Genomic DNA, 26,235 nt, shown 5'->3' on the forward strand with positions numbered 1-26,235 from the left:
CTAGGCCGCTTTGTTCGCGCACCGCCGCCGCCCCTGTCGCGTTGGGTGGGCGCGGCGGCGGCGCGTGGGCGGCCGGGCGATCAGTCGACCGCGTTGCTGCTGGAGTCGCTCGTGTAGCTGTCCACCGGCGTCTCCATCGCGCCCGTGGTGGCGTCGCCGGTCGTCGTGTTGGCGACACCCGGCCCCGAGCGCGGGCGCGTCCGGAAGCTGTTCGGCCCCGCGTTCCCACCGGTCGTGGTCATCACGCCGTGCTCGGGCGGCGGCCCACCGTCCTGAAGCTGGTCGGTGTCGGTGCCCGCGGCGATCGTGCTGGACAGGCCGGGGTCGTCATCACCCTTCTCGGGACGGTACGTACTGGGCTCGTTAAGGGCCCCTGGGGCGTAATCGCTCCCCAGGATCTCCCGCTCGATGCTCTCCTGCGAGTCGCTCATAGCTCTGCCCCTCCCGACAGTTCGGCGGCTCCCAACGTGCCCCGGCCGGCACGGGGTAAACCGGGGTGACGGCCATCATGCTCGTTCCCGGACGGCCCCGGAACCCGTCAGTTGTGCCCGCGCCGGGAGCAAACTGCCCACCAGGGCCAGCAGCAGACACGCGCCGACCGCGGCCGTCGCGACGGCCCACGGCACGGTCAGCGTCACGGACGTGCCCGTCTGCTCCCGAAAGCCGGCCGCCGTTCCCCACAGCGCCAGCAGAGCGGCCGAGCCGCCGAGGATCGAACCGATCAGCACGACCAGCGCCGACTCGCCCGCCACGGTCACCAGCACTTGGCGGGGCGTGGCCCCCGCGAGCCGCAGCAGCCGGTAGTCGTTCGCCCGCCGCCCGGTCGCCATGAACAGCGTGTTCGCCACCGCCAGCGCCCCGTACCCCACCGACACTCCGACCAGTAACAGCGTGAAGATCCAGACCAGGCGATCCTTCTCGGAACCCGACTCGCGCGCGTAGGTCGCCACGTCGACCAGCCGGGCCCCCACCGGTGCCGGCGAGGCAGTCGCCGATCCGACCGGTTGTGCCGGGGCCAGAGCCGAAGGATCGTGGCGCCGCACCGTCGCACGAGCAAGAACCACTTCCGCGGCCGCCTCGTCGTCCGGCAGCACCGCCGACACCCGAAGCCGTTTCTCCTGCCCGTCCGCCAAGACCAGAGTCAACTGGTCCCCGGCCTCTCTGCCGAGCTGCGCGGCCCGCGACCGATTGAGAACCAGCGCGTCCGGATCGGGCGCTTCCGCCGGTCCATCCGGTGGGAGGCCGGCGGCGATCAGCACCGTGTCGTTCACGTAGACCGAGGTGAACAGGGCCGCCGCGGGAGCGGCCGAGTCGGTCAGGCCCGGCGTGCCGTCGGGCATGAGCACCGTGCCGGCCTGCGCGGCGTCGGCTCGCCGATCGGCATACGCCGTCTCCGCGGTCTGCACGTTGCCCGCGATGAAGACCGCGAACGCGACCGTGAGCAGGACCGGCGCGGCGGTGGAAGCGGTACGCCGCGCCCCGGTCAGCGCACTCTCCCGCACCACCGTGCCGAGCGCGCCGCGAACCGGGCGCAACATCAGCCGCACGATCAGCGGCACCACCGCGGGTGCCAGCAGCGCGGCCGCGACCACCAGCGCCATCGCTCCCAGCAACGCGTAGGCACCCAGGTCGGCCAGATCGTCCGTCACCACCGTGGCGACCGCGGCACCGATGCCGGCCCCCGCGAACACCAGCCCCGCCAACCAACGGCCCCGAGTCATCGGCCGGGTCTCGACCTCGGCGCTGCGCAATGCGTCGAGCGGCCGCACCCGAGCGGCTCGCCGCGCCGCCATCAGCCCGCCCGCGACCGCTACAACCGGTCCGATCAGGACACCCGTCAGCGGCGGCCACCACTGCAACCGGGCCTGGAAGGACTCAGGCTCGAACCCGGCGTCGACCAGCACCGAGCCCACCCATGGGGAAAGCGCCAACCCGGATGCCGTGCCGACGACAGCCGCGGTCAGACCCACCACGGCTGCCTCGCGCAGCACCGTGAATCTCACTTGCCGAGGCGTGGCCCCGACGGCCCGCAGCAACCCGATCTCGCGGCGTCGCTGATTGACCGACAGGGCCAGCGTGGAAGCGACCACGAAGACGCACGAGAACACGGAGAGCGCCGCCATTGCGCTCAGCACCTGCAAGCCGATCCACCGCGTACGGGCGTCGCCGCGCGGCTCGAGATCTCCGAGCGACGCCTCGGAGAGAACGGTCGCCCCGCCCGCGGCGGCTCGCACATCCGCAGGATCAGGGTTCCCGGTCAGCCCGATCACCCGTACGCCGGGAGCCAGCCGGGCCGCCTCAGCATCGGTGACATAGAGGCGCGCCGCCCGGACCAGCCCGGTGACCTTCCACGTCGCGGGGCCGGCCGCGGTCAGGATCGTCACGGTGCCGCCCACCGGAACTCGCAGGTCTTCGCCGAGGACGACCTCACCGGGTGCGTCGGCGGGACGACCCGCGATCAAGGATTCGCCCGCAAGGGTCGCGCTCGCCCATCCGTACCCCTCCTGGATCTCGGCGACCGGGCGACCCGACCGCACGGGCTGTGCGTAGAACCGGTGATCGGGCACGGCGGCCTCGACACCGGGCAGCCCGGCAAGCCGTTCGGCGAGGGCGCCGGCCACATCGGACGGCCACGGTCGCGTCTCCGGGAACGGGTCGGCCGGTGTCGTGACCCCGGCACTTCGCACCGCGACAGTCACGGCGGCGAACCGGTCCGGCCGCTCCGGCCCGGCCGAGGCCAGCAGCGTGAGAGTCAGTGTGACCACCGCCGTCCCCAGAAGGACCGCTATTAAGGCGCCCAACCGATCTCTGGCCGGCATGCCGCCCCGGAGCAACTGGGTCAGCACGTCGCCTCCGCTCGGGTCATGCGGGCCGCTATCGCTTCGGCCGAGGCGCCGTCGAGGCGATCGACGAGACGGCCGTCCGCGAGCAGCAGCACCGAGTCGGCGACAGCGGCGGCCACCGGATCGTGCGTCACCATCACGATCGTCTGGCCCCGGCCGGTCGCCAGCCCGCGCAGCAACTCGAGGACGCGCCGGGACGTCTGGTTGTCGAGCGCCCCGGTCGGCTCGTCGGCGAAGATCACGGCGGGCCGGGTGACCATCGCCCGGGCGATCGCCACTCGTTGCTGCTGGCCACCGGAGAGCTCGACCGGGCGGTGGTGGGCCCGATCGGCCAGGCCGACGTCGTCGAGGGCGGCATTCACGTCGGCCGGGTCGATGCGGCGACCGGCGAGCCGGACGGGAAGAGCGACATTCTGCGCGGCGGTGAGCGACGAGATCAGGTTGAACGCCTGGAACACGAAGCCGATCCGCTCGCGGCGCAGCACCGTCAGCCCGGTCTCGTCCAGTTCGCCCAGGCGGACCCCTTCGATGGTCACCTCGCCGGACGTCGGGCGGTCGAGACCGGCCACACAATGCAACAGGGTGGACTTGCCGGAGCCGGACGGGCCCATTACCGCCGTGAACGTGCCCGCGGCGAGGTCGACAGTGACGCCGTCGAGCGCGGTCACCGGGCCCGGACCGGCGTCGTACTCCCTTCGGAGCTCCTTGATCGCAACCATCGGTGTCGTCATGGCGGAAAGCCTCCTGGTTTCCCGATCGGATGTCGTCAACCCGTGGTTCGGCGCCGTGACGCCAGAAAATCGAACCGTGGGTTGACGCCCGGGCCCCCGCCGCTCGTTAACGTCGCTCGGGTGACTGCCGCATCGCCCTCCTTCCTCATCCGGAGGCTCAACCGCGGTCAGCTGCTCGGCATCGACGCGCTGCTGGCCGTGCTGGCCGCTGCCTTTGGATGGTTCGCCGCGACCGAACCGCCGGCGTCCGCCCAACCGGCCTGGTTCGAGCCGGCCTGGCTGTCCGCGATGATCGGCCTGGCTCTGGGCGCTCCGGTCGCCGTCCGTCGTCTGTGGCCCATCGCCGCGACCGCGGTGGTGCTGGTCGTCGCCGTGTTCGCCGTCGTCAGCGGTGCGATCCCGAGTTATGCCGGCGCGGCGCCGATCGTTGCGCTGGGCCTCGTCCTCTATACCGTCGGCGTCGAGCTTCCGCGGCGTCGCTCGGTCCCGGTCGTCCTGGTGAGCGTGGTGGCCCTGGTCGCGTCATTCGCCGTGGCCGAGGGCGACTCGTTCGAGCTGCTGGTCGTGACGTGGATGATCGCCGCGTTCTGGGCGGTCGGGCGCACAGTGCGGGAACGCCGGGCGCACGCGGCCTCCCGCGCCGAGCAGGCCACGGCGCTCGCGGTGGAGCAGGAGCGCCTCCGGCTGGCTCGCGAGCTGCACGACATCGTCGCGCACAGCATGAGCATGATCGCGATCAAGGCGGCCGTCGCCGACCACGTCGGAGACGATCGGCCGGAAGAGATGCGGGCCGCGTTGCGGGTGATCGGCACGACGAGCAGGCAGTCGCTGGCGGAGATCAGGCGAGCGCTCGCCTTGGTGCGCACGGAGGCTGCCCTGCGACCCGCGCCGACTCTGGCCGACCTGCCCGAGCTGGTCCGCAACGCGCGGTCGACCGGGCTGAGGGTGGATCTCGAGGTGCGCATGGAGGAGGAATTGCCCAGCGATGTGGCGCTGTCCGCCTACCGCATGGTCCAGGAGGGGATGACCAATGTGGTCAAGCATTCCGGCGCCGCCGCTTGCCGGGTCGAGGTCGTGGGCCGGTCGGGTGAGGTGAGTATCCGGATCACCGACGACGGGGCCGGCGCCACTCTCACCGGCCCGGCTGCGCCATCCGGGAGTGCCGTAAGCGAGACCCGGCCGGCGGCCCTGGCCGGGGGAGGCGGCCCGGTCGGGCAGGGGCTCATCGGCATGCGGGAACGGGCCGCGCAGTTCGGCGGGGAGTTCCGGGCCGGACCGCAGCCCGATCGCGGCTGGGAAGTCGCGGCGACCCTGCGATTCGCGCCATGAGCGCCGCGTGGGAGCAGCCCGGAGAGGGCGTCGCGGAGGCGCGGTCTGTGGTGGTGGGGGCCGGGGTAGCGGGGCCCGGGGCGAGCGCCGCGGGGGAGCGGCCCGTGATCCGGGTGGTGATCGCGGACGATATGGCGCTTGTGCGGGGCAGTTTCCGGGTGCTGATCGATCACACGCCGGGGCTTGTCTGCGTCGGTGAGGCCAGCACGGGGCGGCAGGCGGTCGCGATCGCGCGGCGGGAACGGCCCGACGTGATTCTGATGGACGTGCGGATGCCCGAGATGGACGGCGTCGAGGCCACCCGGGCGATCTGCCGGGGCGCCGATGCGCTGGACAGCAAAGTGATCATGTTGACCACCTTCGACCTGGACGAGTATGTGATCGGTGGGTTCCGTGCGGGAGCCAGCGGTTTTCTGATCAAGGATGTGCTGCCCCACGAGCTGATCGACGGCATCCGGACCGTCATGGCGGGGGACAGGCTGCTCGCGCCGGGGCCGTTGAGCCGGTTGATCGAGGCCCACGTCGCGCAGCCCGAGCGGCGCGTCACGCCGCTGCCTCAGATCACCGGGCGCGAGCGTGAGGTGCTGGTGCTGGTGGCCCGGGGGCTGTCGAACGATCAGATCGCATCGCAGCTCGGGGTCTCCATGTCCACGGTCAAGACGCACATCAACCGCCTGCTCACCAAGCTCGACGGCCGCGACCGCACGCATCTCGTCATCGCCGCCTACGAGAGCGGCCTGCGATGACCGCCCGGTGCTGCCGCCAGACCCGCGGCACCTGCGAAGATGAGCGCCATGACGCTTTCCCTGCCGATCGACGCCGAGGCCAACGAGCTGCTGTCCACCGACCCGCTGGCGTTGCTCATCGGCATGGTGCTCGACCAGCAGATTCCGCTCGAAAAGGCGTTCAGTTCGCCGCATGTGCTGGCGCAGCGGCTCGGGCACGCGCCGACGGCGGCCGAGCTGGCGGAGTTCGACCCGGAGGCGCTCATCGCGATCTTCGCGAAGCCGCCCGCGCTGCACCGGTTCCCCAAGGCCATGGCGGCGCGGGTGCAGGAGGTCTGCCGGGCGCTGGTCGACCGGTACGACGGGGTGGCGGCCAACCTGTGGACCGGCGTCGAGGACGGCGAGGAGCTGCTCAAGCGGGTGGCGTCGCTGCCGGGGTTCGGCAAGCAGAAGTCGCAGGTCTTCGTGGCGCTGCTCGGCAAGCAGTACGGAGTGCAGCCGGCCGGGTGGCGTGCCGCCGCCGGCGGGTACGGCGAGGAGGGCTCTTTCAAGTCGGTGGCCGACATCGTCGACGACCAGTCGCTGGGCAAGGTGCGCGCCTACAAGAAGGAGATGAAGGCTGCCGCCAAGGCGTAATCGCGCGGTTGTGAGCTGGTAAAACACCAACTTCGGCGACGCGGCACGCGGCCCGGTCGAGAGCACGCTGGGCGTACTGGCACGAACGGTGCAAGTATGGGGGGTCGATCGGAGACCCATCGTGAAGAAGCAGCTGGACAGAGCGGTTCTGATCACGGATGCGGATCGCAGCCCGGATGATCAGTTCCGTAGCCGGCAGATCCGGTACGTGACGATGATGGGCATCCGTGCCGCCTGCGTGGTCGCCGGGGCCGTGCTCGTCAGTGTCCGGCCGCCGTGGCTGCCGCTCTGGCTCATCCTGTGCGGCGCGGGCATGGTGTTCCTGCCGTGGGCGGCCGTGCTCATCGCCAACGACCGGCCCGCCAGGACGAAGGCCGAGCGCGCCGCCTCGGCCGCCGCCCGTGACGCGAAGCCGCAGGTCACGCTCCCGCAGCACTCCGCCGAGCAGGCCGAATACCTGACGATCGATCTCGAGCCCTCCGAGACCGGCGAGCACTGGATCCCGAGCGACCCTCGCGACCGCAAGGAGGGCTAGCGCGGCCGGGCCCCGATCCGTGAGACGGCCGCGGCGCCGAGGACGGCACCGGCTTCGAGCGCCTCGTCAGGGGTGCTGCCGGTGATCCACGTGCCGAGCAGACCCGCGGCGAAGGCGTCGCCCGCACCGGTGGGGTCCCGCATCGGAACGCGATCGGGCCTGGCCGAGTGCACGCTGCCGTCCCGCGCGGCCCAAGTGGCGCCGTCGCCGCCCTGCTTGACGACCACATTACGTACGTGGGAAGTCAGGTTTTGAGCCTGCTCGGCGGCCGGACCCGGACCGGCCAGCACATCGGCCTCGTCGGCGTTGCACAGCAGCAGATCACAACCGCGTATCCAGGTCAGGAAGGCCTCGGCCCCCACCGCCCGCAGCGGAGCCGCCGAGGCCGCGTCGACGCTGGTGGTCAGGCCACGCTCGGTGGCGGCGGCCAGCGCCGCCAGGCCAGCCGCGCGTGAGCCGTCGTGCAGCAGGGGATAGCCGGAGAGGTGCAGGTGTACCGCGTCGGGGATGTCCAGGACCGCCGCCCGTACGCGGGCCGGGTCCAGCAGCAGTGAAGCGCCCCGATCGGTGATCATCGTGCGTTCTTCCGGGCCCGCCAGTACCACGACGCTGCCGGTGACCGCGCCGGGATGGGTCTGTACCGCGCATCGCACACCGGCCCCGGCCAGTTCGGCCACCCGCTCGCGGCCCGCCGGGTCATCGCCCACGGCGGCGACCAGCGTGACCGGCTGTCCCGACTGCGCGAGCCAGGCCGCCGTGTTCGCGGCCTGGCCGCCGCCGCCCACGGTGATCGCGGCGGCGGTGTCGGAGCCCGATTCGATCGGGCCGCCGTGGGCCACCAGGACATCGGTGACCAGGTCACCTACGACGATGATCACGCAGAGACGCTGAAACCGAGCGGGGCCGTGGCCGGCGTGGCCGCAGCCACCGCGATCTTGGCGGCGAGCTCGGCGTTGCGCAGGATGATCCGTACGTTCACCTCGAGGCTCTGGCCCTCGGTGCTCTCGTGGAAGTGGCTGAGCAGGAACGGGGTGACCGCCTTGCCGGTGATCCCACCTCGCGCCAGCAGCGACAAGCCTTCGGCCAGCGTACGGTCGTGCAGGTCGGGGTCGAGCTGCTGATCGACCGGCAGCGGGTTGGCCAGGATCAGTGCCCCCGCACCGACGTTGTGGTCGGCCCGGGCGCGGATCACGTCGGCCACCTGCTCCGGCGAGTCGAGCCCCCAGTCCACGTCGAATCCGCCGTCGGTGATGAAGAAGCCGGGGAAGCGCTTGGTGCCGTACCCGGCCACGGCGACGCCGAGGGTCTCGAGCCGCTCCAGCGTCGCGCCCACGTCGAGGATCGACTTCACGCCGGCGCAGACCACGACGATGGGCGTGCCGGCCAGCGTCGTGAGGTCGGCCGACTCGTCGAAGGTGAGGTTCGCCTCACGATGCACGCCGCCCAGGCCGCCGGTCGCGAACACGCCGATGCCCGCGGCGGCCGCGACGGCACTGGTCGCGGCGACCGTGGTGGCGCCGTCCGCGCGCCGGGCGGCGGCCACGGCGAGGTCCCGTACGGAGAGCTTCGCCACTCCTTCGGCCAGGGCCAGATGCTCGATCTGGGCATCGTCCAGACCCACGACGAGCTCGCCGCCGATCATGCCGATCGTGGCGGGCGTAGCGCCCTGATCCCGTACGGTCTGCTCGATCTCGTGCGCCACCCGCAGGTTGTCCGGATGCGGCAGCCCGTGCGAAATGATCGTGCTCTCCAGCGCGACCACCGGCCGGCCGTCCCGGCGGGCACGGGTCACGTGCTCGCCGTATCGAATCGCGAAGTCAGTCACGACAGCTACCGTACGGTGTCGCGAAGCCCTTGGACGCCGCCCGGCACAAAGCTGAAGACCAGGTCATTGGACCGGTCCGGTCCGAGGTGTCACACTTGCGGGTTGGAGCTTTCGTTAGGCCGCCGAAGCCGGGGGGATCGGCGGTTCGACCCGAGAATGTGAACGAAGGGCAGATGTCGTGAGCACGCAGATCCTGGAGCGTCCGGAGACCAAGGACGCCGACACCGGGCCGGAAATGTTCCACTACGTGCGCAAGGAGAAGATCGCGGAAAGCGCGGTCATGGGCACCTTTGTCGTGGCGCTGTGCGGTGAGAAGTTTCCGGTGACGAAGTCGCCGAAGCCGGGATCCCCGGTGTGCCCCCAGTGCAAGGAGATCTACGAATCGATGAAGCACTGACGAGTGGTGACGGGCTCTTAGCCGCGGACCTGATCGGCGTCGCGGTCTTCGCCGCCTCGGGCGCCTCGGCCGGCGTCGCGAAGCGGCTGGACCTGTTCGGCGTCGCCTTCGTCGGATTCATCGCGGCGCTCGGCGGCGGCATCCTGCGTGATCTTGTGATCGGCGCGGTGCCGCCGCTGGCCTTTGCCGACTGGCGCTACTCGATGACGGCGATCGCGGCCTCGCTCGCCGTCTTCTGGCTGCACCCCCGCCTGGCGCGCTGGCGCCGGTCCGTCCTGCTGCTCGACGCGGCCGGGCTGGGGCTCTTCACCGTCACCGGCACGATCAAGGCGCTCGACGCGGGTGTGCCACCCGTCGGCGCCTGCCTCATCGGCATGCTCACCGCTATCGGCGGTGGCCTCGCCCGCGACCTGCTGACCGGTGAGATTCCCGTGGTTCTGCAGCGTGACATCTATGCCGTTGCGGCCCTGGGCGGCGCGATTCTTGTCACGATCCTGCGCGAGGTCGCGGTGGCCGACGCCCTCACGATGGGCGTGTCGGCCCTGCTCATCACTGGTGTCCGACTGATCGCGCTCTACCGCCGCTGGTCGGCTCCGGTCGCTGCGCCGTAGCCCGCGCGAGGCCGCCGTCGCGGCTATGCTGGTTGCCGCCTCCGGTCCAGTGCCGGGGGTGTTTTCTGTCAGGGAAGGATCGTCGCAGCTTGAGCCCGCCACTGCCGGATCTGGAAACCTTCCCGCCACTTCGTGACTGGCAGCGCAAGGCTCTCGTGGGCTACCTGCGCCGCCGCGGCGACGACTACATGGCGGTGGCCACCCCCGGCGCGGGTAAGACCACCTTCGCCCTGCGGATCGCCGCCGAGCTGCTCGCCGACCGTACGGTGGAAGCCGTCACCGTGGTGTGCCCGACCGAGCACCTCAAGGTGCAGTGGGCCTCGGCGGCCGCCCGCGTCGGCATCCAGCTCGATCATGAGTTCCGCAACTCCGACATCCACTCGTCGCGCGACTTCCACGGCGCGGTGCTCACCTACGCCCAGGTCGGCATGGCCCCGGCCGTGCACCGCCGCCGCACCATGACCCGGCCCACGCTGGTGATCCTCGACGAGATCCACCACGCCGGCGACTCGCGGAGCTGGGGTGACGGTGTCAAGAACGCCTTCGAGCCCGCCGCCCGCCGGCTGATGCTCACCGGCACGCCGTTCCGCTCGGACGAGAACCCGATCCCCTTCGTCTCCTACGAGCGCGGCGAGGACGGGCTGCAGCGTTCCCGGGCCGACTCCGTCTACGGCTATTCCGACGCGCTGAAGGACGGCGTCGTGCGGCCGGTGCTCTTCATGGCCTACTCCGGTGAGACCCGGTGGCGCACGAACGCCGGGGACGAGCTCGCGGCCCGGCTCGGCGAGCCCATGACCAAGGACCTGATCGCGCAGGCCTGGCGTACGGCGCTCGACCACCGCGGCGACTGGATGCCCCAGGTGCTGCGGGCGGCCAACGCCCGGCTGACCAAGCTGCGCGAGCACGGCATGACCGACGCGGGCGGCCTGATCATCGCCAGCGACCAGCAGACCGCCCGTGCCTACGCCAAGCTCATCGGCGAGATCAGCGGGGAGCCGGCCACCGTCGTGCTCTCCGACGACGAGGGTGCCTCGAAGCGGATCGCCACCTTCGCCGCCTCGCAGGAGCGCTGGCTGGTCGCCGTGCGGATGGTGTCGGAGGGTGTCGACATCCCGCGGCTGGCGGTCGGTGTCTACGCCACCAGCGCCTCCACCCCGCTCTATTTCGCCCAGGCGATCGGCCGTTTCGTGCGGGCCCGGCGCAAGGGCGAGACCGCGACCGTCTTCCTGCCCAGCGTGCCGCACCTGCTCGGGCTGGCCAGCGAGATGGAGGCACAGCGCGACCACGTGCTGGGGCTGCCCAAGCAGAAGGACGGCTTGGACGACGACCTGCTCGAACGCGCGCAGCGTGAGGAGAAGGCGGAGGGCGACCTCGAGAAGCAGTTCGAGGCCCTGGGCGCCACGGCCGAGCTGGACCAGGTGATCTACGACGGCACCTCCTTCGGCATGGGCGCGATGACCGGCACGGCCGAGGAGGAGGAATACCTCGGCCTGCCCGGGCTGCTCACCGCCGACCAGGTGTCGGTGCTGCTGAACAAGCGGCAGGCCGAGCAGATGGCGGCGCAGAAGAAGCGCAAGGCGGCCGAGCCCGCAGCCCCCGTGCAGCGGGAGGCTCCGGCGCCGATGACCGCGGGGGAGCGCCGCAACAGCCTCCGCCGTCAGCTGAACACGCTGGTGGCGGCGCATCACCACCGCACCAATCTGCCGCACGGCAAGATCCACGCGGAGCTGCGCCGGCTCTGCGGCGGGCCGCCCAGCGCCCAGGCCACCATCGAGCAGCTCGAGGAGCGCATCGCGACGATCCAGACCCTTTGACGCCCGTACGAGGTGACGCCGTCACGTGAGAAACCATGTGAAGGAGTCTTGACGTTAAGTCCACTTGACGTCAAGAGGACTTCACACAATGATGGACGCATGACGACGACACTCCTCGACCGAGTCGTGCACTGGAATCTTGATCTCGACGGCGATACGTACGGCGATGAGCGCGAGCGCTATCGCTGGTACGAGGGCATCGCGGCCGCCGCGTCGATGCAGTGGATGGTCGTGCCGTGGGCCGCGGCGGTCATGGTGTGGCCACTGGGCCGCTCGTCGGTGATCCCGCTCGCCGTCGTGCTCGTCGCCATGATGGTGCCGATCACGATCTGCGGGTGGTATGTGCGCAGTCGCCGGGTCGACACGACCCCGCGCAGCTGGGGCCCGCGCCGGGTCGTCCTGACCCTGATCGGCGGCCTGCCCTATGCGGTGTTCCTGGTCGGTGCGCTGCGGGCCTACGACCCCGACGGCGCCACCTGGGTCGGTGCGGCCATCGGCGGAGCGTTCGGCGGCGTGTTCGGGCTCGTGAGCCAGGTCAGGCAGAGCCGGCGGCGTCGCCGGCTCGAGGACTCCGCCGTGGACGACGACTGATGGCGCCTCCGGCCGGGCCGGTGCGGGCGCCTGAGGCGGGCGGGGCCGCCGGGGTGCGGATCCGGGCCGCGCGCAAGGAGGCCGGGCTGACTCAGCAGGGCCTGTCGAGTGCCGTGCAGGTGAGCCGCCAGACGATCATCGCGATGGAGACGGGGGACTACGCGCCGTCGGTTTATTTGGCCTTGAAGGTCGCCAAGGCCCTCAACACGACCGTGGAGCACTTGTGGGACACCGGGCCTGACGGCACCACCACCGGCTGATAGGGGCGGCTCAGGCGGCCCGTGAGCGTCTGGGGTGGCCCAGCGAGCGGCGCAGGCGGGGGCGTTGAGGCCGATGCGGGTGCGACAGGCGGAGCGGCAGGGTGCTGCGTCGACTGGGCCGGCAGCGGGGCAACCGAGCCGCTCGGGCCGGCACATCGTGCGTGCGGCGGCTAGCGACCACGGTGGGCGGACAGGGGGCGCGGCTGTGGGCGCTGCGGGTCGACTGCGGACGAGCGAGGCGCCGCGGCGGCTGCGGGCGGGCCGATTCTGGTTGCACGGGGCACGGCGGCTGCGAGGCGGGGCGACTACGGCGCGCGGGGCCCGGTGGGCCGGCTGTGGGCGCGCCGGTGGCGGGCGGGGCGACGGTGGGCGCAGCGGCTGCGCGGCGGGCTGGCTATGGGGCGCGCGGGGTGCGGCAGGCCGGCTATGGGGCGCGCGGTGCGGCGGTTGCCGGGTGGGCTGGCTGTGAGCGCGCCGGTGGCGGGCGGGGCGACGGTGGGCGCAGCGGCTGCGCGGCGGGCTGGCTATGGGGCGCGCGGGGTGCAGAAGGCTGGCTGTGGGCGCGTGAGGTGCGGCAGGCTGGCTGTGGGCGCGTGGGGTGCGGCGGTTGCGCGGTGTGCCGGCTGTGGAGGCGCGGTAGTGCGGCGGCGGTGCGGTGGCCCGGCTGTGGGCGCGCGGGGCGGCGGCTGTGCGGCCGTTTTGGGGGAGCGGGCCCGGGTGGGGACGTGAAAAGGGGCGCCCCACACCGTGGGCGCCCCTTCGTCAAGTCTTGCTCGGGGGGTTGGGGACTCTTCAGTTGGAGTTAGACATCATGTCCGCGCCACGCCAGGTGAACTCCGGGTCCGCCGCGTACTGCACTGCGATCTTCACCAGGTCCTCGGCGTACCGGTTGGCGTGGTGTCCGCAGAACACCAGCTCACCGCCACCAGCCAGGGTCAAACGGAGCTTTCCGGCTGCATTGCAGCGGTCGCACCGTTCATCGGCTGCGGTGCCGGCCAAGCTTCCCGCCGGCGGCGTGAGAGTCGGGGTCATCGCCTTCCTCCTCTGTTCGAACCGATGAACACGTTCCTCGGCTACTGCTCACATCGTGCAACACCCTGCACCGTTGCAGCCTTCCCACGGTGCCCCGGGGGGACCGAGGTCACACCGTGGTGGGCTAAGTGTGCCGTGATCCAAGGGTGCCACGTCAACGATCACTTCTGCACAACGGTCTGATCACCACCCGATGTTGTACGGGTGGTGACCATTCGGGCACGCTTTGTTGACCGAACGTCCCTAGTCCAGGTAGTCGCGCAGAACCTGGGAGCGGGACGGGTGTCGCAACTTCGACATCGTCTTGGATTCGATTTGCCGGATGCGCTCACGGGTGACCCCGTACACCTGGCCGATCTCGTCCAGCGTGCGCGGCTGGCCGTCGGTCAGGCCGAACCGCAACCGCACCACGCCCGCCTCGCGCTCGGAGAGCGTCTGGAGGACCTGCTGCAGCTGATCCTGGAGGAGCGAGAACGACACCGCGTCGACCGCGACGACCGCCTCGGAGTCCTCGATGAAGTCGCCGAGCTGGCTGTCGCCCTCGTCGCCGATCGTCTGGTCGAGCGAGATCGGCTCGCGGGCGTACTGCTGGATCTCGAGGACCTTCTCCGGCGTGATGTCCATTTCCTTGGCCAGCTCCTCCGGCGTGGGCTCGCGGCCCAGGTCCTGGAGCAGCTCACGCTGGATGCGGCCGAGCTTGTTGATGACCTCGACCATGTGCACCGGGATGCGGATGGTGCGGGCCTGGTCGGCCATGGCGCGGGTGATGGCCTGGCGGATCCACCAGGTGGCGTACGTGGAGAACTTGTAGCCCTTGGTGTAGTCGAACTTCTCGACCGCGCGGATCAGGCCCAGGTTGCCTTCCTGGATGAGGTCGAGGAAGGCCATGCCGCGGCCCGTGTAGCGCTTGGCCAGCGACACGACCAGACGCAGGTTGGCCTCAAGCAGGTGGTTCTTGGCCCGCTCGCCGTCCCGTCCGATCCAGCGCAGGTCGCGCTCCATGTTGCGTTCGAGCTTTTCCTCGCCTTCGTCGCAGGCGCGCAGGCGCTCGGCGGCGTAGAGGCCGGCCTCGATCCGCTTGGCCAGCTCGACTTCCTGCTCGGCGTTGAGCAGGGGGACCTTGCCGATCTGCTTGAGGTAGGCGCGGACCGAGTCGGCCGAGGCGGTGAGCTCGGCGTCGCGACGCGCCTGCTTGAGGGCCTCGGACTCCTCGTCGTCCCACTCGAAGTCGCCGTCGGTGGCCGAGCTGGCGGCGTCGGTGGCGGCGGCGGCGACCATGGCCGGCGGCTCCTCGACGACGACGTCCTCGATCTCGGCGGCGAGTTCCTCGGGATCGATCTCGCCCTCGGCGGGGCCCTCCTCGCCGGGCTTGGCGGCCTTGGCGGGACCGGCGGCCGCCTTCTTGGCGGGGACGGCCTTCGTGGCGGCTTTCTTGGCCGGCGCCTTCTTGGCCGGGGTGGCCGCTTCGTCGCCGGCCTCGGCCGCGGCCTGCTTGGGAGCGGGGGCGGCGGGCTTGCGGGCGGGCACGGCGGCCTTGGCGGTGGTGGCCTTGGAGGCCGGGGTGGCGGCGCGGGCGGCCGCGACCTTGCGGCGGGTCCCCGTGGTGCCGTCGACGGCCACGGTGATGCCCGCGTCCATGAGACCGCGGAGGATCTTCTTGGCCTGAGCCGGATTCACCTGGGCGGACTCGAGCGTGCGCGCGACCTCGGCCGACGTGAGCTGCCCACCAGCGCCCTGGGCATGGGTGATGAGGGCCTCGGTGAGAGAGCGAACGTCGGCACCGTTCTGGTGGGCTTCTGTCACGAAAGACCTTCCGGAGGCGAGGTTGTGCAACGGCCATGAGCCCAGCGCAGCGCACGGCGAGGAGGCTGGCCGGTGTTGGTGTGAGGACCCCCGGGACACGGACGATCGGTGCTCGGTGTCCGTGAAGCGGTGGGCAGGGGTGAATTGTAGCGCCGTCGAGCGAGATCCTCCCGTCGCAGCACGCCGCAGGGGGCCGCCGACCTCGCCGGAGACACCCGGCGCGAGAATGGTATCGGCGGAAAGGGCAAAGACGTGAGCGAGTTTTCGGCCGATGCGGCCCCCGGCGAGCCGGCCACCAACGCCGGGAAAAATCCCGGTAACGATTTTGACGCGGACCCCGGCGCGCTGCTGGAACTGGCGGTCGGGGTGGCTCGGGACGCCGCCGCGACGGCCCGGCGGATGCGCGCCGAGGCGATCGGCGACGTCGAGACCAAGAGCACCGCGACCGATGTGGTGACGGCGGCCGACAAGGCCGTGGAGCGTCAGGTGGTCGAGGCGCTGCGCGCGGCCCGGCCCGGCGACGGGGTGCTGGGCGAGGAGTACGGCAGCAGCGAGGGCGAGGAGCAAAGGAGCACCGGGGCCGTCCGCTGGATCCTCGACCCGATCGACGGCACGGTCAACTACCTGTACGGGCTGCCGCAGTACGCGGTCTCGCTGGCCGCCGAGGTCGGCGGCACCGTGGTCGCCGGTGTGGTGGTGAACGCGGCAACGGGCGACGAGTGGACGGCCACGCTCGGCGGCGGGGCCTGGCGGGGCGGGCGGCGGCTGCGCTGTTCGGCGCCGGCCGGGCTGGGGCAGGCGCTCGTCGGCACCGGGTTCAGCTACGACGCCCGGCGGCGGGCCCATCAGGGTCAGGTCGTGGCCGGGCTGATCACCCGTGTGCGTGACATCCGCCGGTTCGGCGCGGCGGCCCTGGATCTCTGCGCGGTGGCCGAGGGCATGCTCGACGGCTACTACGAGAAGGGGCTCAACCCGTGGGACTGGGCCGCCGGGGGTCTGGTGGCCACCGAGGCGGGCGCGGTCGTCTCGGGCCTGAACGGCGCTGCGCCCGGCCTGGACCTGCTGGTGACCGCCGGGCCGGGCATCTTCGCGGAGCTGCACGACGTACTGGCTGCTCTGGACGCCTCAGGGGGCCCGTGAGCGCAGTTCGGGGCGCCGGGCGGAATCCCGTACGGGCTAGGAGTCTTTGTCCTTCTCGGCGGGCTTGAGGCAGGCGCCCGGCGGCAGCGTGGGCTCGCCCACCTCGACCAGGGACTGGTTGACCTCGGTGGTGGTGGCCAGCTGGCGGAACTCGTTGCCGACCACGATGTCGATGACCTGGCCCTTGCGCTTGGCGCTGTAGGACATCTTGGACTGCGCCAGGAAGTACGCCCGGAGCAGCTGCGCCTTGCCCACCGAGTCCGGGCCGTAGCGGATCTCGGCCACGCCCTTGTACTTGGTCTTGCTCTCGGCCGGCTTCTGGGTGGTGAAGCGCCGGTTTTTGAACTCGTTCGTGACGCTGTCGGCCAGCCCCGCCTTGTCGGTGCCGTTGTAGATCTTGACCGAGACCTCGGCCGGGTCGTCCGGGAGCGTGAGGTCGACCATCGGCGCGCCGGCGGGGCAGTCGTCACCCGCGTTGGTGCCACCCTGGGTGTCCTTCACCAGCGCCACCACGACGAACACCACCGCGGCCACGGCGAGCACGCCGACGACGATCAACGCTCGTACGCGCGCAAAACTCATGGGACTGGCTCCAGGGGGCGGTTCTGAAGGGGGCGCAAACGGGATGTCGCGCCCACCGGGGCACGGGCGGACCTGTCGAGAGGTTAGCGTCTGTGCGCCAGGCATGCGGAAACAGGGAATACTTCCGGCGCGTTGACGATGATCCAGAGGCTGATACCCCTACTTTGATGTCGCCTCGGTCACATCGGGAACAATGGGCCGCCCGGGCGCGTACAACAGTGCCGCGACAGCGGTAAGGTTCCGCGCTCACCGGGGTGTTTCACGTGCTAGAGGCAGTGTCAGAAATCGTCCGGCGGAACCGGGAACCGAAACAGGGTCGCGGGCGTTACTAACGCCAAGTGACACATCGATACAGGAGAGTGAAGACCGATGGCCACCGACTACGACGCTCCGCGTCGCGATGAGGTCGACCTCGGCGAGGACAGCCTCGAGGAGCTCAAGGCCCGCCGCGCCGACTCGCAGTCGGGTTCAGTGGACGTCGACGAGGTCGAGGTGGCGGAGAGCTTCGAGCTGCCCGGCGCCGACCTGGCCGACGAGGAGCTCACCGTCAAGGTACTGCCGATGCAGACCGACGAGTTCCGCTGTTCTCGCTGCTTCCTCGTTCACCACCGCAGCCAGCTGGCCGCGGAGCGGAACGGGGAGTTGATCTGCCGCGAGTGCGCCTGACCGGCCGCTCGCAGCAGTGCACCACCCGGCCGCGGTTCGCGGTCGGGCGTCAGGCCGTTGCCGGGTTTGACCCGGGGTCGACTCCGGGCATCAGGATGGAGACATGAGCCCGGGGGATACAACGGGAGGACGACGATGAGCGGAACGGACCACCCCGCCGAGACCGGCGTGCCGCCTGCCCTGGAGCAGACACCTGCCAAAAGCCAGGAGCTGGCCGCGGTCGACGCCGAACTCGGAGAGACGGTAGCGGCGCTCACCGCCGATGATTTGGAACCGGCCGGCCGCCGGCAGCTGCTCGGCCGGCTCGTCACGGACATCCGGCGCCGCGGGCTGGGCCAGATGTTCAAGCCCAAGGCCGCGGTGCGCTGGATGGCCGACGTGGTGACCGACGTGGCCCCGCACGTTCCGATCCGCGACCTGGAGACCTTGCGCCGGCATTTCCCCGGCCTGAACGACGACGACCTGGCCGACCGGCTGATCCGCAACGCCGCGCGATCGACGGCCGGGGTGGGTGCCGCCGGGGGCGGGGTCGCCTCCGTGCAGTGGGTCGCACCGCCGACCCTGTTGTCCGCGCCGATCCTGCTCGGCGCCGAGACGATCGCCGTGGTGGCGATCGAGCTCAAGCTCATCGGTGAGCTGCACGAGATCTACGGGCAGCCGGTCGAGGGTAGCCTGGGCCAGCGGGCCGCGGGCCTGGTGCAGGCGTGGTCGCAGCAGCGCGGGGTCAATCCGCTGGTGCCCGGTGTGGGCGTGGCCACGGTGCTCGGCACGGCCGCCCGCCGCGAGCTGCAGACAACCCTGCTCAAGCGTTTCGGACGCCAGCTGACGACGCTGGGGCCGATGCTGACGGGTGCGGCCGTGGCGGGCTTCCTGAACCGCCGGGCCACCCGCAACCTGGGCGAACACATCCAGAAGGACCTGCGCAAGACGCGCAACAAGGTGATCGAGGGCTAGCCCCGGGGGCCGCGGGCCTCGAGCAGGGCCGTGGCCAGTTCGACCGGCCGGCGGGTGCTGACGATCCAGTACGGCGTGGGGTCGGCGGGGTCGTCGAGCAGCACCTGCACGGCCGGGCCGACCCACGGGCGCTGGATGACGAACGCGAGCGGGTGGGCGCCCACGCCGAGCGCCTCCCGCTTGCCCTCGGCGTCGAGCGCCACCACGTCCCGCACGAACTCGACCGGGAGCCGCGCGTCGTCGACCTGGAACTCGCCCCCGGTCACCGCGACCCGGATGCGGCTGGTCCAGAGCAGGCCGGCCACCGTGAGCGGGATCAGGACGGCGAACGGGACCCAGGTGGGCACGCCGTGAAAGCCGAGCAGGACCTCGAAGGCGACGATCGACACGACCAGCAGCGAGACCGGCCAGATCCACCACGTGACGCTCAGCCGCTCGGAATAGGCGGGGGTCGTGGTGGTGCGCGCGGGGGACTCCGGTGTCACCCTGGAAGGGTACGGCGCGCCTCCGCGACCGGGCACGGCAGGATGGCAGGGTGAGTGCCGCCCGCAGCCACGCCAGTGAGGACCGACCTTGACCGACCCGATCTTGACCGATGTTGTGATCCCGATCCGCCTGCTCGACCCCGACCTGCCGCTGCCTGCGTACGCGCACCCCGGTGACGCGGGCGCCGACCTGGTCGCGGCCGAGGACGCCGAGCTGGCGCCGGGCCATCGGGCCAAGGTGCGTACGGGCATCGCGGTGGCCATCCCCGAGGGTTACGTCGGCCTCGTGCACCCTCGTTCGGGGCTGGCCGCGCGCCTGGGTGTGACGGTGCTCAACGCGCCCGGTACGGTCGACGCCGGTTATCGCGGCGAGATTCTGGTGATTCTCGTGAACCACGACCCGGTGAACACCGTCAAGATCTCTCGTGGCGACCGCATCGCCCAGCTGGTCGTCCAGCGGGTCGAGCGGGCCTCGTTCCACGTGGTCGACGACCTCGGCGACACCGCTCGTGGCGCCGGTGGGCACGGGTCCACCGGCGGGCACAGCGCGCTGCCCACGCAGCAGGTTTAGGACGGAAGGTGCCAACGATGTTCTCCCGTAAGCGCGGCGGCCCGAAGCACGTACGTGCGACCGACGCGCCGCCCTCCGAGGCGCTCAAGCAGAGCATGGCCGCGAGCGACGCGCCCCCGCCGCCCGATCACGGGCCGTGGGACTCCTCGTACGCGCCCGACGACGTGCAACAGCTCGACCTGGGCAGCCTGCTGATCCCGGCCGTCGACGGCGTCGAGGTGCGGGTGCAGGCCAACCCCGACGGCGTGGTCGAGCAGATCGTCCTGGTCGACGGCGAGAGCGCGCTCCAGCTGGGCGTGTTCGCGGCGCCGCGCACCGAGGGCATCTGGGACGAGGTCCGTGAGGAGATCGCCCAGGCCATGAAGTCGGACGGTGTGTCACCGCGCGAGGTCGAAGGGGCGTACGGCGTCGAGCTGGCGGCCCGGGTGAACACCCCGGAAGGCCCGGCCGACGTGCGGTTCGTGGGTGTCGACGGGCCGCGCTGGATGGTCCGCGCGCTCTTCCAGGGTGCCGCCGCGGCCGACCGTTCCCGCGAGGGCCGGCTCGGTGAGGTGCTCACCGGTCTGGTGGTCGTGCGCGACAACGAGGCCCGCCCGGTCCGCGAGGCGCTGCCGCTGCGGCTGCCCCAGGAAATGACCGAGCAGGCCCAGCAGGAGCAGGCCACCGGCACCAACGGCAGCTCACCCGTCTAGCGCCTCGTGACAGAGGTCACCGGGGGCGTACCGTGTAGGGGCGGCACGGCGATCGAGGCCGTGCCGTTCACCACGGCGGGGGCTGAGGAGAGGTCATGACCACCGACGAGCGCACCGGCCTGCGCCGGTTCTTCGACCGGTTGACCGCCACGGATTCAGAGCTCGACGCGCGGGACCTCCAGCGTGAGAGCGCCAAGTGCGGCGCCATGCCGGCCGGGCAGTGCACCCGCGGGCAGGTCGTCTCGGTGTCGGGCCGGCTGCGGACGGTGGCCTACACGCCGCGCACCAACCTGCCTACGCTGGAGGCCGACCTGTGGGACGGCAGCGACGTCGTGACCCTGGTCTTCCTGGGCCGGCGGTCGATCGCCGGCATCGAACCGGGGCGGCAGCTCACGGCGCGGGGCCGCATCGCCATCCGCGAGGACCGTAAGGTGATCTACAACCCGTACTACGAGCTGGAGGCGCCCCGGTGACACCCGGCAGCGAGCCGCGTCACGCCGCGCACGAGAACGTGGAGGAACGGCTCGCCGAGGAGGTCGTCGAGGAACTCGACCTCCACCCGGTCCAGGAGCCGCCGCGCCAGAAGGACGAGGACGAAGAGCCGTTCCCGTCCATGAGCGAGCAGATCTCCGAGCAGCTCGGTGGTGTCCGCGGGCTGATCGAGTCGAGCCTGCCCGTTTTCGCGTTCGTCATCCTCAACGTGGTGCTGGGCGACGCGGTGGCCGGGCTGGAGAAGCGTACGGCGCTCTACTGGGCGATCGGCGGTGCGGTCTTCGCGGCGCTGGCCATCGGCGCCTTCCGGCTGTTCCGCAAGGAGCCCGTACGGCATGCCGTGAACGGTCTGTTCGGCATCGCGGTGGGAGCCTTCCTGGCCTACCGCTCGGGCAACGCCGAAGACTTCTACCTGCCCGGCATCCTGCTCACTTTCGGCCAGGCCGCAGCCCTGTTGATCTCGGTCCTCGTGCGCAAGCCGATCATCGGCTACGTGTGGGGCGTGATGGCCAACAAGGGCCGGCAGGACTGGTTCGGCAACACCCGGCTCTTCCGTACGTTCCAGTGGCTCACCCTGGTCTGGGTGGCCTCGCTGACCCTGCGGGCCGGCATCCAGTACTACCTGTGGGCGGCCGGCGAGGCGAACGCGCTGGGCATCGTGCGCATCCTGATCAGCTGGCCGATCTACGCGGCCACCTTCGCCTTCACCGCCTGGGCCATCCACCGGGTGACCAGCGAGCAGAAGGTCGAGGCCTAGCTCTAGCCCAGCTCGCGGCCCTCGCTGCCCAGCACGACGGCGCGGATCTGGTCCTCCATCTCGGCGGTGCAGACGAAGATCAGCTCGTCGCCGGCCTCGAGCGGGTCGTCGGCCGTGGGCACCATGACCCGTTTGCCGCGCAGGATCGCCACCAGCGCCGAGTCGCGGGGCAGGGGCACGTCGCGCACGGGCTGACCCTCGTACGGGGCGTTCTTGGGCAGCGTGATCTCGACCAGGTTGGCCTCGCCCTGGCGGAACGTCATCAGCCGGACCAGGTCGCCCACCGTGACCGCCTCCTCGACCAGCGCGGCCATCAGGCGCGGCTTGCTGACCGAGACGTCGACGCCCCACTGCTCGGTGAACAGCCACTCGTTCTCGGCCCGGTTGACCCGGGCCACCACCCGGGGCACGGCGAACTCGGTCTTGGCCAGCAGCGAGACCACCAGGTTGACCTTGTCGTCGCCGGTGGCCGCGACCACCACGTCGCAGCCGGCCACGTCGGCCTCCTCGAGGCTGCTCAGCTCGCACGCGTCGGCCAGCACCCAGTCGGCCTCGGGCACCCGCTCGGGCCGCAGCTGCTTGGGCTGGCGCTCGATCAGCATGACCCGATGCCCGTTGCCGATCAGCTCCTGCGCGATCGACCGGCCCACGTTGCCGGCCCCGGCGATGGCGATCCGCATGGTCAGTGCCCTTCCTTGTCGGCCCCGGAGGCGATGTCCAGCACGGCGGTCACCGTTTCGTCGGTGACCAGCATGAAGACCTGGTCGCCGTCCTGCAGCACGGTGGACGGGGTGCCCAGGGTGCCCATGCCGAAGCGCATCAGGTAGGCCACGCGGGCCCCCGTGCGCTCCTCGAGCGCCTTGAGCGTGCGCCCGACCCAGTCGCGGTGCAACGGCGCCTCGACGATCGAGACCACGCTGGTCGGGTCGCGGAACACCTCCACCGTGCCCTCGGGCACCAGGTGGCGCACCATCCGGTCGGCCGCCCAGCGGATCGTCGCCACGGTCGGGATGCCGAGCCGCTCGTAGACCTGGGCCCGTTTCTGGTCGTAGATGCGGGCCACGACCCGGGACACGCCGAACGTCTCCCGGGCCAGCCGGGCCGAGATGATGTTGGAGTTGTCGCCGCTGGAGACGGCCGCGAACGCGTCGGCCCGCTCGATGCCGGCCGAGCGCAGCACGTCGCGGTCGAAGCCGACACCGGTCACCGTGGTGCCGCCGAACTCCGAGCCCAGCCTGCGGAAGGCGTCCGCGTTCTGGTCGATGACGGCCACCGAGTGGCCGCGCCCGTCGAGGTTGTGGGCCAGCGTCGAACCGAGCCGGCCGCACCCCATGATCACCACGTGCACGTGTCGCGTCCTCCCGCATGGAGCCAGTCAGTGAGAGATTGCCATGCCCTCGCCAGTAGCGGCGGGTGGGGCGGCCGTACGCTTTGCCATCGTGGCCAGTACGACCTCCCTCGCGAAACGGCTCCTGCTGGGCCGGCCGTTCCGCTCCGACAAGCTGCAGCACACGCTGCTGCCCAAGCGGATCGCGCTCCCGGTCTTCGCCAGTGATGCCCTCTCGAGCGTGGCCTACGCGCCGGACGAGATCCTGCTGACCCTCTCGATCGCCGGCGCGGGCGCTTTCTGGATCTCCCCGTGGATCACGCTGGCCGTCGCGGTCGTGATGGTGACCGTGGTCGCCAGCTACCGGCAGAACGTGCACGCCTACCCCTCCGGCGGCGGCGACTACGAGGTGGCGACGGTCAACCTGGGCCCGCGGGCCGGGCTCGGTGTCGGCAGTGCGCTGCTGGTCGACTACATCCTGACCGTGGCCGTGTCGACCTCGGCGGGCGTCAACAACCTGGGCTCGGTCGTGCCGTTCGTGGCCGAGCACAAGGTGGCCTTCGCGATCGGCGCGATCGCCCTGCTGACCGCGCTCAACCTGCGCGGGCTGCGCGAGTCGGGCACCGCGTTCGCCGTGCCGACGTACGCGTTCATCATCGTCATCGTCGGCATGATCCTGGTCGGGTTGTTCCGGGTCTTCGTGCTCGGCGACAACCTGCTGGCGCCGAGCGCGGGCCTGGTCATCACGGCCGAGGAGGACCATCTCACCAGCTTCGGCTTCGCCTATCTGTTGCTGCGGACGTTCTCGTCGGGCTGTGCCGCGCTGACCGGCGTCGAGGCCATCTCGAACGGCGTGCCCGCCTTCAAGCCGCCCAAGAGCAGGAACGCGGCCACCACGCTGATGCTGCTGGGCGGCCTCTCGATCATCATGCTGGTCGGCATCGTGCTGCTGGCACGGGCCACCAAGCTGCAGTACGTCGAGGACCCCAGCCTGCAGATCGTCTCCGGCCCGGCCAACTACGTGCAGAAGACGGTGACGACGCAGCTGGCCGAGACCATCTTCGGTCCCGGGTCGATCCTGCTGTACGTGGTGGGCGCGGTCACCGCCCTGATCCTCTTCCTGGCCGCGAACACCGCCTTCAACGGCTTCCCGGTGCTCGGCTCGATCCTCGCCCAGGACCGTTACCTGCCCCGCCAGCTGCACACCCGCGGCGACCGGCTGGCCTTCAGCAACGGCATCATCTTCCTCGCGATCGCCGCGATGGTGCTGGTCGTGGCGTTCCAGGCGGAGACGACCCGGCTCATCCAGCTCTACATCGTGGGTGTCTTCGTGTCGTTCACGCTGTCGCAGGGCGGCATGATCCGGCACTGGAACCGGCTGCTGCGGACCCAGCGCGACCCCGAGCGGCGCCACCGGATGATCCGGTCGCGGGCCATCAACGCGTTCGGCATGGGGCTCACCGGCGCCGTCCTGATCATCGTGCTGATCACGAAGTTCCTGCTCGGTGCGTGGATCGCGATCGCCGCCATGATCGTCATCTACGGGCTCATGCTGGCCATCCGCAAGCACTACACCCGGGTCTCGCAGGAGCTGCAGCCGACCGACGAGCGGCCCGTGCTGCCCTCCCGCAACCACGCGGTAGTGCTGGTCAGCAAGGTGCACATGCCGACCCTGCGCGCGGTCGCGTACGCCCAGGCGACCCGGCCCGACACGCTCACCGCGGTCACCGTCAACGTGGACGACAAGGACACCCGGCAGATCCAGGAGGAGTGGGAGCGCCGGCAGATCCCGGTGCCGCTGACCGTGGTCGACTCGCCCTATCGCGAGATCACCGGCCCGATCATCGACTTCGTCAAGGGCGTACGGCGGGGGTCGCCGCGCGACGTGGTCACCGTCTTCGTGCCCGAATACGTCGTCGGCCGCTGGTGGGAGAACCTGCTGCACAACCAGAGCGCGTTGCGCATCAAGGGCCGGCTGCTGTTCGAGCCGGGCGTGATGGTGACCAGCGTGCCGTGGCAACTGCGCTCCAGCCAGGACCGTGACCTGGACCGCTTCGACCAGAGCCTGACCCGGGTGCCCGCGCGTGGCCCCCGGGTGCGACCCCCGGCCGAGCCCACGCCGCCGGCCGACGACACCAGCGAGGCACGCTCGTGAACGAACTGCAGGAGGGCGACCTCGTCGAGCTCACCGTGGGCGCCCCGGCGCACGGCGGGCACTGCGTGGCCCGGGTCGGCGGTGAGCACGGCCAGGTCGTGTTCGTCAGGCACGCGCTGCCCGGCGAGCGGGTGACGGCCGAGATCACCGAGCTGCACAAGGGGTTCGCGCGGGCCGACGCGGTCACGATCCACGAGCCGTCGCCGGACCGGGTCGAGCCGCCCTGCCCGTACGCGCGTCCGGGCCTGTGCGGCGGCTGCGATCTGCAACACGCCTCGGGCGACGCGCAGCGACGGTGGAAGGCGGCCGTCGTCGAGGAGCAGCTGCGGCGGCTGGCCAAGCTGACCTACGCCGTACGGGTCGAGGAACTGCCCGGTGGCCTACTGGGCTGGCGCAGCCGGGTGCGGTACGCCGTCGACGCGGCCGGGCGGGCCGGGCTGCTCAAGCACCGCTCGCACGAGGTGGTGGCGATCGACCGGTGCCGGATCGCGCACCCCGGCCTCCAGGCCCTCGACCTGCTGCAGCGGGAGTGGCCCGACGCCGACGCGCTGGAGGCGGTCGCGAGCACCGGCGGCGACGTGACTGTGCTGGCCCGCCCCACGGGCAGCGGCAAGACGCTGCCGCCGGACGATCCCGCCGAGGGCACGACGCTGGGCGGGGGCGGCCGGGTGCGGCTCACCGGCCCGGGCGAGGTGACCGAGCGGGCGGCCGGACGCGAGTGGCGGGTGCCGGCCGAGGGCTTCTGGCAGGTGCACCCGGCGGCGGCCGAGACCCTCGTGTCCACCGTGGTCGAGATGCTGCGCCCGGCCGCTGGGGAGACCGTCTGGGACCTGTACGGCGGGGCCGGGCTCTTCGCCGGGGCCGTCGCCGAGCACACCCACGGGCGTACGACGGTGGTCGAGGCCTCGCATCTCGGGGCGGCCGCGGCCCGGGAGAACGTGACCGCCGAGGTCGTCGAGGCCCGGGTCGACGCCGCGCTGTCCCGCCGCCGCGTCACCGGGCCGGTCGACCTGGTCGTGCTCGACCCGCCCCGCGCGGGGGCCGGGGCCAAGGTGGTGCGCTCGGTGGTGGCGGCCGGACCGCGGGCGGTGGCCTATGTGGCCTGTGACCCGGCCGCGCTCGCCCGCGACATCGCCACGTTTCGTGAGCTGGGCTGGAATCTGGTCACGCTGCGCGCCTTCGACTGCTTCCCGATGACCCAGCATGTGGAGTGCGTCGCTCTGTTGGAACCCTGACAGCCGGGGTGGTCCCAGATCAATAGACTCCGATCGCTTTCGCAGAT

Annotated in this window: 29 protein-coding genes; 18 read left to right on the forward strand and 11 right to left on the reverse strand. The window is 71.2% G+C overall.

The features are described 5' to 3' along the window. Window positions 1-80 precede the first annotated feature (80 nt). From BKA14_RS38005 to BKA14_RS38015, 3 genes are all read right to left on the reverse strand, one after another. The gene (locus BKA14_RS38005; protein WP_184955567.1) at window positions 81-431 is read right to left on the reverse strand and encodes a hypothetical protein; all 351 of its coding nucleotides are present in this window, start codon (window positions 429-431) and stop codon (window positions 81-83) included. 75 nt (window positions 432-506) lie between these two features. Next, on the reverse strand, window positions 507-2,846 hold the full coding sequence (locus BKA14_RS38010) for an ABC transporter permease (RefSeq protein WP_239092520.1): 2,340 nt from the start codon (window positions 2,844-2,846) through the stop codon (window positions 507-509). Then, complete coding sequence (locus tag BKA14_RS38015; RefSeq protein WP_184955568.1) at window positions 2,840-3,574, reverse strand: ABC transporter ATP-binding protein; 735 nt, start codon at window positions 3,572-3,574, stop codon at window positions 2,840-2,842. Before BKA14_RS38015 ends, BKA14_RS38010 begins: the two co-directional genes overlap by 7 nt. Window positions 3,575-3,694: 120 nt before the next feature. Here BKA14_RS38015 and BKA14_RS45390 point away from each other — a divergent pair, with 120 nt between their 5' ends. The 4 genes from BKA14_RS45390 to BKA14_RS38035 all read left to right on the forward strand — a co-directional run bounded on the left by BKA14_RS45390 (window position 3,695) and on the right by BKA14_RS38035 (window position 6,799). After that, window positions 3,695-4,903 carry a sensor histidine kinase gene (locus BKA14_RS45390; RefSeq protein WP_184955569.1) on the forward strand — a complete coding sequence of 403 codons (1,209 nt, stop codon included), beginning with the start codon at window positions 3,695-3,697 and terminating at the stop codon, window positions 4,901-4,903. Window positions 4,904-5,007: 104 nt separating this feature from the next. Further along, the gene (locus tag BKA14_RS38025; protein WP_184955570.1) at window positions 5,008-5,649 is read left to right on the forward strand and encodes a response regulator; all 642 of its coding nucleotides are present in this window, start codon (window positions 5,008-5,010) and stop codon (window positions 5,647-5,649) included. Window positions 5,650-5,697: 48 nt separating this feature from the next. After that, entirely contained in the window at window positions 5,698-6,264 is a 567-nt protein-coding gene (locus BKA14_RS38030; protein ID WP_184955571.1) for an HhH-GPD-type base excision DNA repair protein, read from the forward strand. A gap of 121 nt (window positions 6,265-6,385) precedes the next feature. Next, window positions 6,386-6,799 (forward strand): DUF3099 domain-containing protein, encoded by a 414-nt coding sequence (locus BKA14_RS38035; protein WP_184955572.1) that lies wholly within the window; start codon window positions 6,386-6,388, stop codon window positions 6,797-6,799. On the opposite strand, the gene BKA14_RS38040 is transcribed toward BKA14_RS38035, so the two are convergent. Together BKA14_RS38040 and BKA14_RS38045 are read right to left on the reverse strand one after the other, a co-directional pair. After that, window positions 6,796-7,674, reverse strand: a complete 879-nt coding sequence (locus BKA14_RS38040; RefSeq protein ID WP_184957194.1) for a carbohydrate kinase family protein — start codon at window positions 7,672-7,674, stop codon at window positions 6,796-6,798. The genes BKA14_RS38035 and BKA14_RS38040 overlap by 4 nt on opposite strands. Continuing rightward, window positions 7,674-8,624, reverse strand: coding sequence for a pseudouridine-5'-phosphate glycosidase (locus tag BKA14_RS38045; protein ID WP_184955573.1), 951 nt, complete (start codon window positions 8,622-8,624; stop codon window positions 7,674-7,676). The genes BKA14_RS38040 and BKA14_RS38045 overlap by 1 nt, the downstream gene beginning before the upstream one ends. Window positions 8,625-8,802: 178 nt before the next feature. Between BKA14_RS38045 and BKA14_RS38050 the strand changes: the two genes are divergently transcribed. From BKA14_RS38050 to BKA14_RS38070, 5 genes are all read left to right on the forward strand, one after another. Then, window positions 8,803-9,021, forward strand: coding sequence for a DUF3039 domain-containing protein (locus BKA14_RS38050; RefSeq protein ID WP_184955574.1), 219 nt, complete (start codon window positions 8,803-8,805; stop codon window positions 9,019-9,021). After that, a complete protein-coding gene (locus BKA14_RS38055) occupies window positions 9,018-9,632 on the forward strand; it encodes a trimeric intracellular cation channel family protein (protein WP_184957195.1) in 615 nt (204 codons plus the stop codon). The genes BKA14_RS38050 and BKA14_RS38055 overlap by 4 nt, the downstream gene beginning before the upstream one ends. Window positions 9,633-9,721: 89 nt before the next feature. Further along, on the forward strand, window positions 9,722-11,446 hold the full coding sequence (locus BKA14_RS38060; RefSeq protein WP_184955575.1) for a DEAD/DEAH box helicase: 1,725 nt from the start codon (window positions 9,722-9,724) through the stop codon (window positions 11,444-11,446). Between the two features lie 99 nt (window positions 11,447-11,545). After that, window positions 11,546-12,037 (forward strand): hypothetical protein, encoded by a 492-nt coding sequence (locus tag BKA14_RS38065; protein WP_184955576.1) that lies wholly within the window; start codon window positions 11,546-11,548, stop codon window positions 12,035-12,037. Then, on the forward strand, window positions 12,037-12,297 hold the full coding sequence (locus BKA14_RS38070; RefSeq protein WP_184955577.1) for a helix-turn-helix transcriptional regulator: 261 nt from the start codon (window positions 12,037-12,039) through the stop codon (window positions 12,295-12,297). Before BKA14_RS38065 ends, BKA14_RS38070 begins: the two co-directional genes overlap by 1 nt. 792 nt (window positions 12,298-13,089) lie before the next feature. Here BKA14_RS38070 and BKA14_RS38075 read toward each other — a convergent pair. After that, complete coding sequence (locus BKA14_RS38075) at window positions 13,090-13,329, reverse strand: DUF7455 domain-containing protein (RefSeq protein ID WP_133874972.1); 240 nt, start codon at window positions 13,327-13,329, stop codon at window positions 13,090-13,092. Window positions 13,330-13,572: 243 nt separating this feature from the next. Continuing rightward, a complete protein-coding gene (locus tag BKA14_RS38080) occupies window positions 13,573-15,132 on the reverse strand; it encodes an RNA polymerase sigma factor (RefSeq protein WP_184955578.1) in 1,560 nt (519 codons plus the stop codon). Window positions 15,133-15,477: 345 nt separating this feature from the next. Here BKA14_RS38080 and BKA14_RS38085 point away from each other — a divergent pair, with 345 nt between their 5' ends. Then, complete coding sequence (locus BKA14_RS38085) at window positions 15,478-16,272, forward strand: inositol monophosphatase family protein (protein ID WP_221478541.1); 795 nt, start codon at window positions 15,478-15,480, stop codon at window positions 16,270-16,272. Window positions 16,273-16,308: 36 nt separating this feature from the next. On the opposite strand, the gene BKA14_RS38090 is transcribed toward BKA14_RS38085, so the two are convergent. Next, window positions 16,309-16,854 carry a LytR C-terminal domain-containing protein gene (locus BKA14_RS38090; protein ID WP_184955580.1) on the reverse strand — a complete coding sequence of 182 codons (546 nt, stop codon included), beginning with the start codon at window positions 16,852-16,854 and terminating at the stop codon, window positions 16,309-16,311. A gap of 369 nt (window positions 16,855-17,223) precedes the next feature. Here BKA14_RS38090 and BKA14_RS38095 point away from each other — a divergent pair, with 369 nt between their 5' ends. Then, on the forward strand, window positions 17,224-17,520 hold the full coding sequence (locus BKA14_RS38095) for a DUF4193 domain-containing protein (RefSeq protein ID WP_133874975.1): 297 nt from the start codon (window positions 17,224-17,226) through the stop codon (window positions 17,518-17,520). A 135-nt stretch (window positions 17,521-17,655) separates the two neighbouring features. Next, window positions 17,656-18,474, forward strand: a complete 819-nt coding sequence (locus BKA14_RS38100) for a hypothetical protein (protein WP_239092519.1) — start codon at window positions 17,656-17,658, stop codon at window positions 18,472-18,474. Here the strand turns inward: BKA14_RS38100 and BKA14_RS38105 are convergent. After that, window positions 18,471-18,959: a DUF3093 domain-containing protein gene (locus tag BKA14_RS38105; protein WP_184955581.1), complete on the reverse strand. Its 489-nt coding sequence runs from the start codon at window positions 18,957-18,959 to the stop codon at window positions 18,471-18,473. The genes BKA14_RS38100 and BKA14_RS38105 overlap by 4 nt on opposite strands. A 103-nt stretch (window positions 18,960-19,062) precedes the next feature. Here BKA14_RS38105 and dut point away from each other — a divergent pair, with 103 nt between their 5' ends. From dut to BKA14_RS38125, 4 genes are all read left to right on the forward strand, one after another. Then, the gene (gene dut, locus BKA14_RS38110; RefSeq protein WP_184957197.1) at window positions 19,063-19,530 is read left to right on the forward strand and encodes a dUTP diphosphatase; all 468 of its coding nucleotides are present in this window, start codon (window positions 19,063-19,065) and stop codon (window positions 19,528-19,530) included. Between the two features lie 17 nt (window positions 19,531-19,547). Further along, window positions 19,548-20,222 carry a DUF3710 domain-containing protein gene (locus BKA14_RS38115; RefSeq protein WP_184955582.1) on the forward strand — a complete coding sequence of 225 codons (675 nt, stop codon included), beginning with the start codon at window positions 19,548-19,550 and terminating at the stop codon, window positions 20,220-20,222. Between the two features lie 95 nt (window positions 20,223-20,317). Then, window positions 20,318-20,695 carry an OB-fold nucleic acid binding domain-containing protein gene (locus BKA14_RS38120; RefSeq protein WP_184955583.1) on the forward strand — a complete coding sequence of 126 codons (378 nt, stop codon included), beginning with the start codon at window positions 20,318-20,320 and terminating at the stop codon, window positions 20,693-20,695. After that, window positions 20,692-21,471, forward strand: coding sequence for a DUF3159 domain-containing protein (locus BKA14_RS38125; protein WP_184955584.1), 780 nt, complete (start codon window positions 20,692-20,694; stop codon window positions 21,469-21,471). Before BKA14_RS38120 ends, BKA14_RS38125 begins: the two co-directional genes overlap by 4 nt. 2 nt (window positions 21,472-21,473) lie before the next feature. Here BKA14_RS38125 and BKA14_RS38130 read toward each other — a convergent pair whose 3' ends face one another. Both BKA14_RS38130 and BKA14_RS38135 read right to left on the reverse strand, forming a co-directional pair. Beyond that, window positions 21,474-22,157 (reverse strand): potassium channel family protein, encoded by a 684-nt coding sequence (locus tag BKA14_RS38130; RefSeq protein WP_184957198.1) that lies wholly within the window; start codon window positions 22,155-22,157, stop codon window positions 21,474-21,476. After that, on the reverse strand, window positions 22,154-22,819 hold the full coding sequence (locus tag BKA14_RS38135; protein ID WP_184955585.1) for a potassium channel family protein: 666 nt from the start codon (window positions 22,817-22,819) through the stop codon (window positions 22,154-22,156). The genes BKA14_RS38130 and BKA14_RS38135 overlap by 4 nt, the downstream gene beginning before the upstream one ends. Window positions 22,820-22,862: 43 nt before the next feature. Here BKA14_RS38135 and BKA14_RS38140 point away from each other — a divergent pair, with 43 nt between their 5' ends. Together BKA14_RS38140 and BKA14_RS38145 are read left to right on the forward strand one after the other, a co-directional pair. Further along, window positions 22,863-24,953: an APC family permease gene (locus tag BKA14_RS38140; RefSeq protein WP_184955586.1), complete on the forward strand. Its 2,091-nt coding sequence runs from the start codon at window positions 22,863-22,865 to the stop codon at window positions 24,951-24,953. Then, a complete protein-coding gene (locus BKA14_RS38145) occupies window positions 24,950-26,188 on the forward strand; it encodes a class I SAM-dependent RNA methyltransferase (RefSeq protein WP_184955587.1) in 1,239 nt (412 codons plus the stop codon). The genes BKA14_RS38140 and BKA14_RS38145 overlap by 4 nt, the downstream gene beginning before the upstream one ends. Window positions 26,189-26,235 lie beyond the last annotated feature (47 nt).

This window comes from Paractinoplanes abujensis (genome assembly GCF_014204895.1).
In the GTDB taxonomy this organism is placed as follows: Bacteria; Actinomycetota; Actinomycetes; order Mycobacteriales; family Micromonosporaceae; genus Actinoplanes; species Actinoplanes abujensis.

Coding starts and splice junctions, on each gene's coding strand:
- BKA14_RS38065 (WP_184955576.1), top strand. CDS start 11,546: ATGACGACGACACTCCTCGACCGAGTCGTGCACTGGAATCTTGATCTC.
- BKA14_RS38070 (WP_184955577.1), top strand. CDS start 12,037: ATGGCGCCTCCGGCCGGGCCGGTGCGGGCGCCTGAGGCGGGCGGGGCC.
- BKA14_RS38015 (WP_184955568.1), bottom strand. CDS start 3,574: ATGACGACACCGATGGTTGCGATCAAGGAGCTCCGAAGGGAGTACGAC.
- BKA14_RS38115 (WP_184955582.1), top strand. CDS start 19,548: ATGTTCTCCCGTAAGCGCGGCGGCCCGAAGCACGTACGTGCGACCGAC.
- BKA14_RS38030 (WP_184955571.1), top strand. CDS start 5,698: ATGACGCTTTCCCTGCCGATCGACGCCGAGGCCAACGAGCTGCTGTCC.
- BKA14_RS38140 (WP_184955586.1), top strand. CDS start 22,863: ATGCCCTCGCCAGTAGCGGCGGGTGGGGCGGCCGTACGCTTTGCCATC.
- BKA14_RS38005 (WP_184955567.1), bottom strand. CDS start 431: ATGAGCGACTCGCAGGAGAGCATCGAGCGGGAGATCCTGGGGAGCGAT.
- BKA14_RS38090 (WP_184955580.1), bottom strand. CDS start 16,854: ATGAGTTTTGCGCGCGTACGAGCGTTGATCGTCGTCGGCGTGCTCGCC.
- BKA14_RS38095 (WP_133874975.1), top strand. CDS start 17,224: ATGGCCACCGACTACGACGCTCCGCGTCGCGATGAGGTCGACCTCGGC.
- BKA14_RS38100 (WP_239092519.1), top strand. CDS start 17,656: ATGAGCGGAACGGACCACCCCGCCGAGACCGGCGTGCCGCCTGCCCTG.
- BKA14_RS38120 (WP_184955583.1), top strand. CDS start 20,318: ATGACCACCGACGAGCGCACCGGCCTGCGCCGGTTCTTCGACCGGTTG.
- BKA14_RS38075 (WP_133874972.1), bottom strand. CDS start 13,329: ATGACCCCGACTCTCACGCCGCCGGCGGGAAGCTTGGCCGGCACCGCA.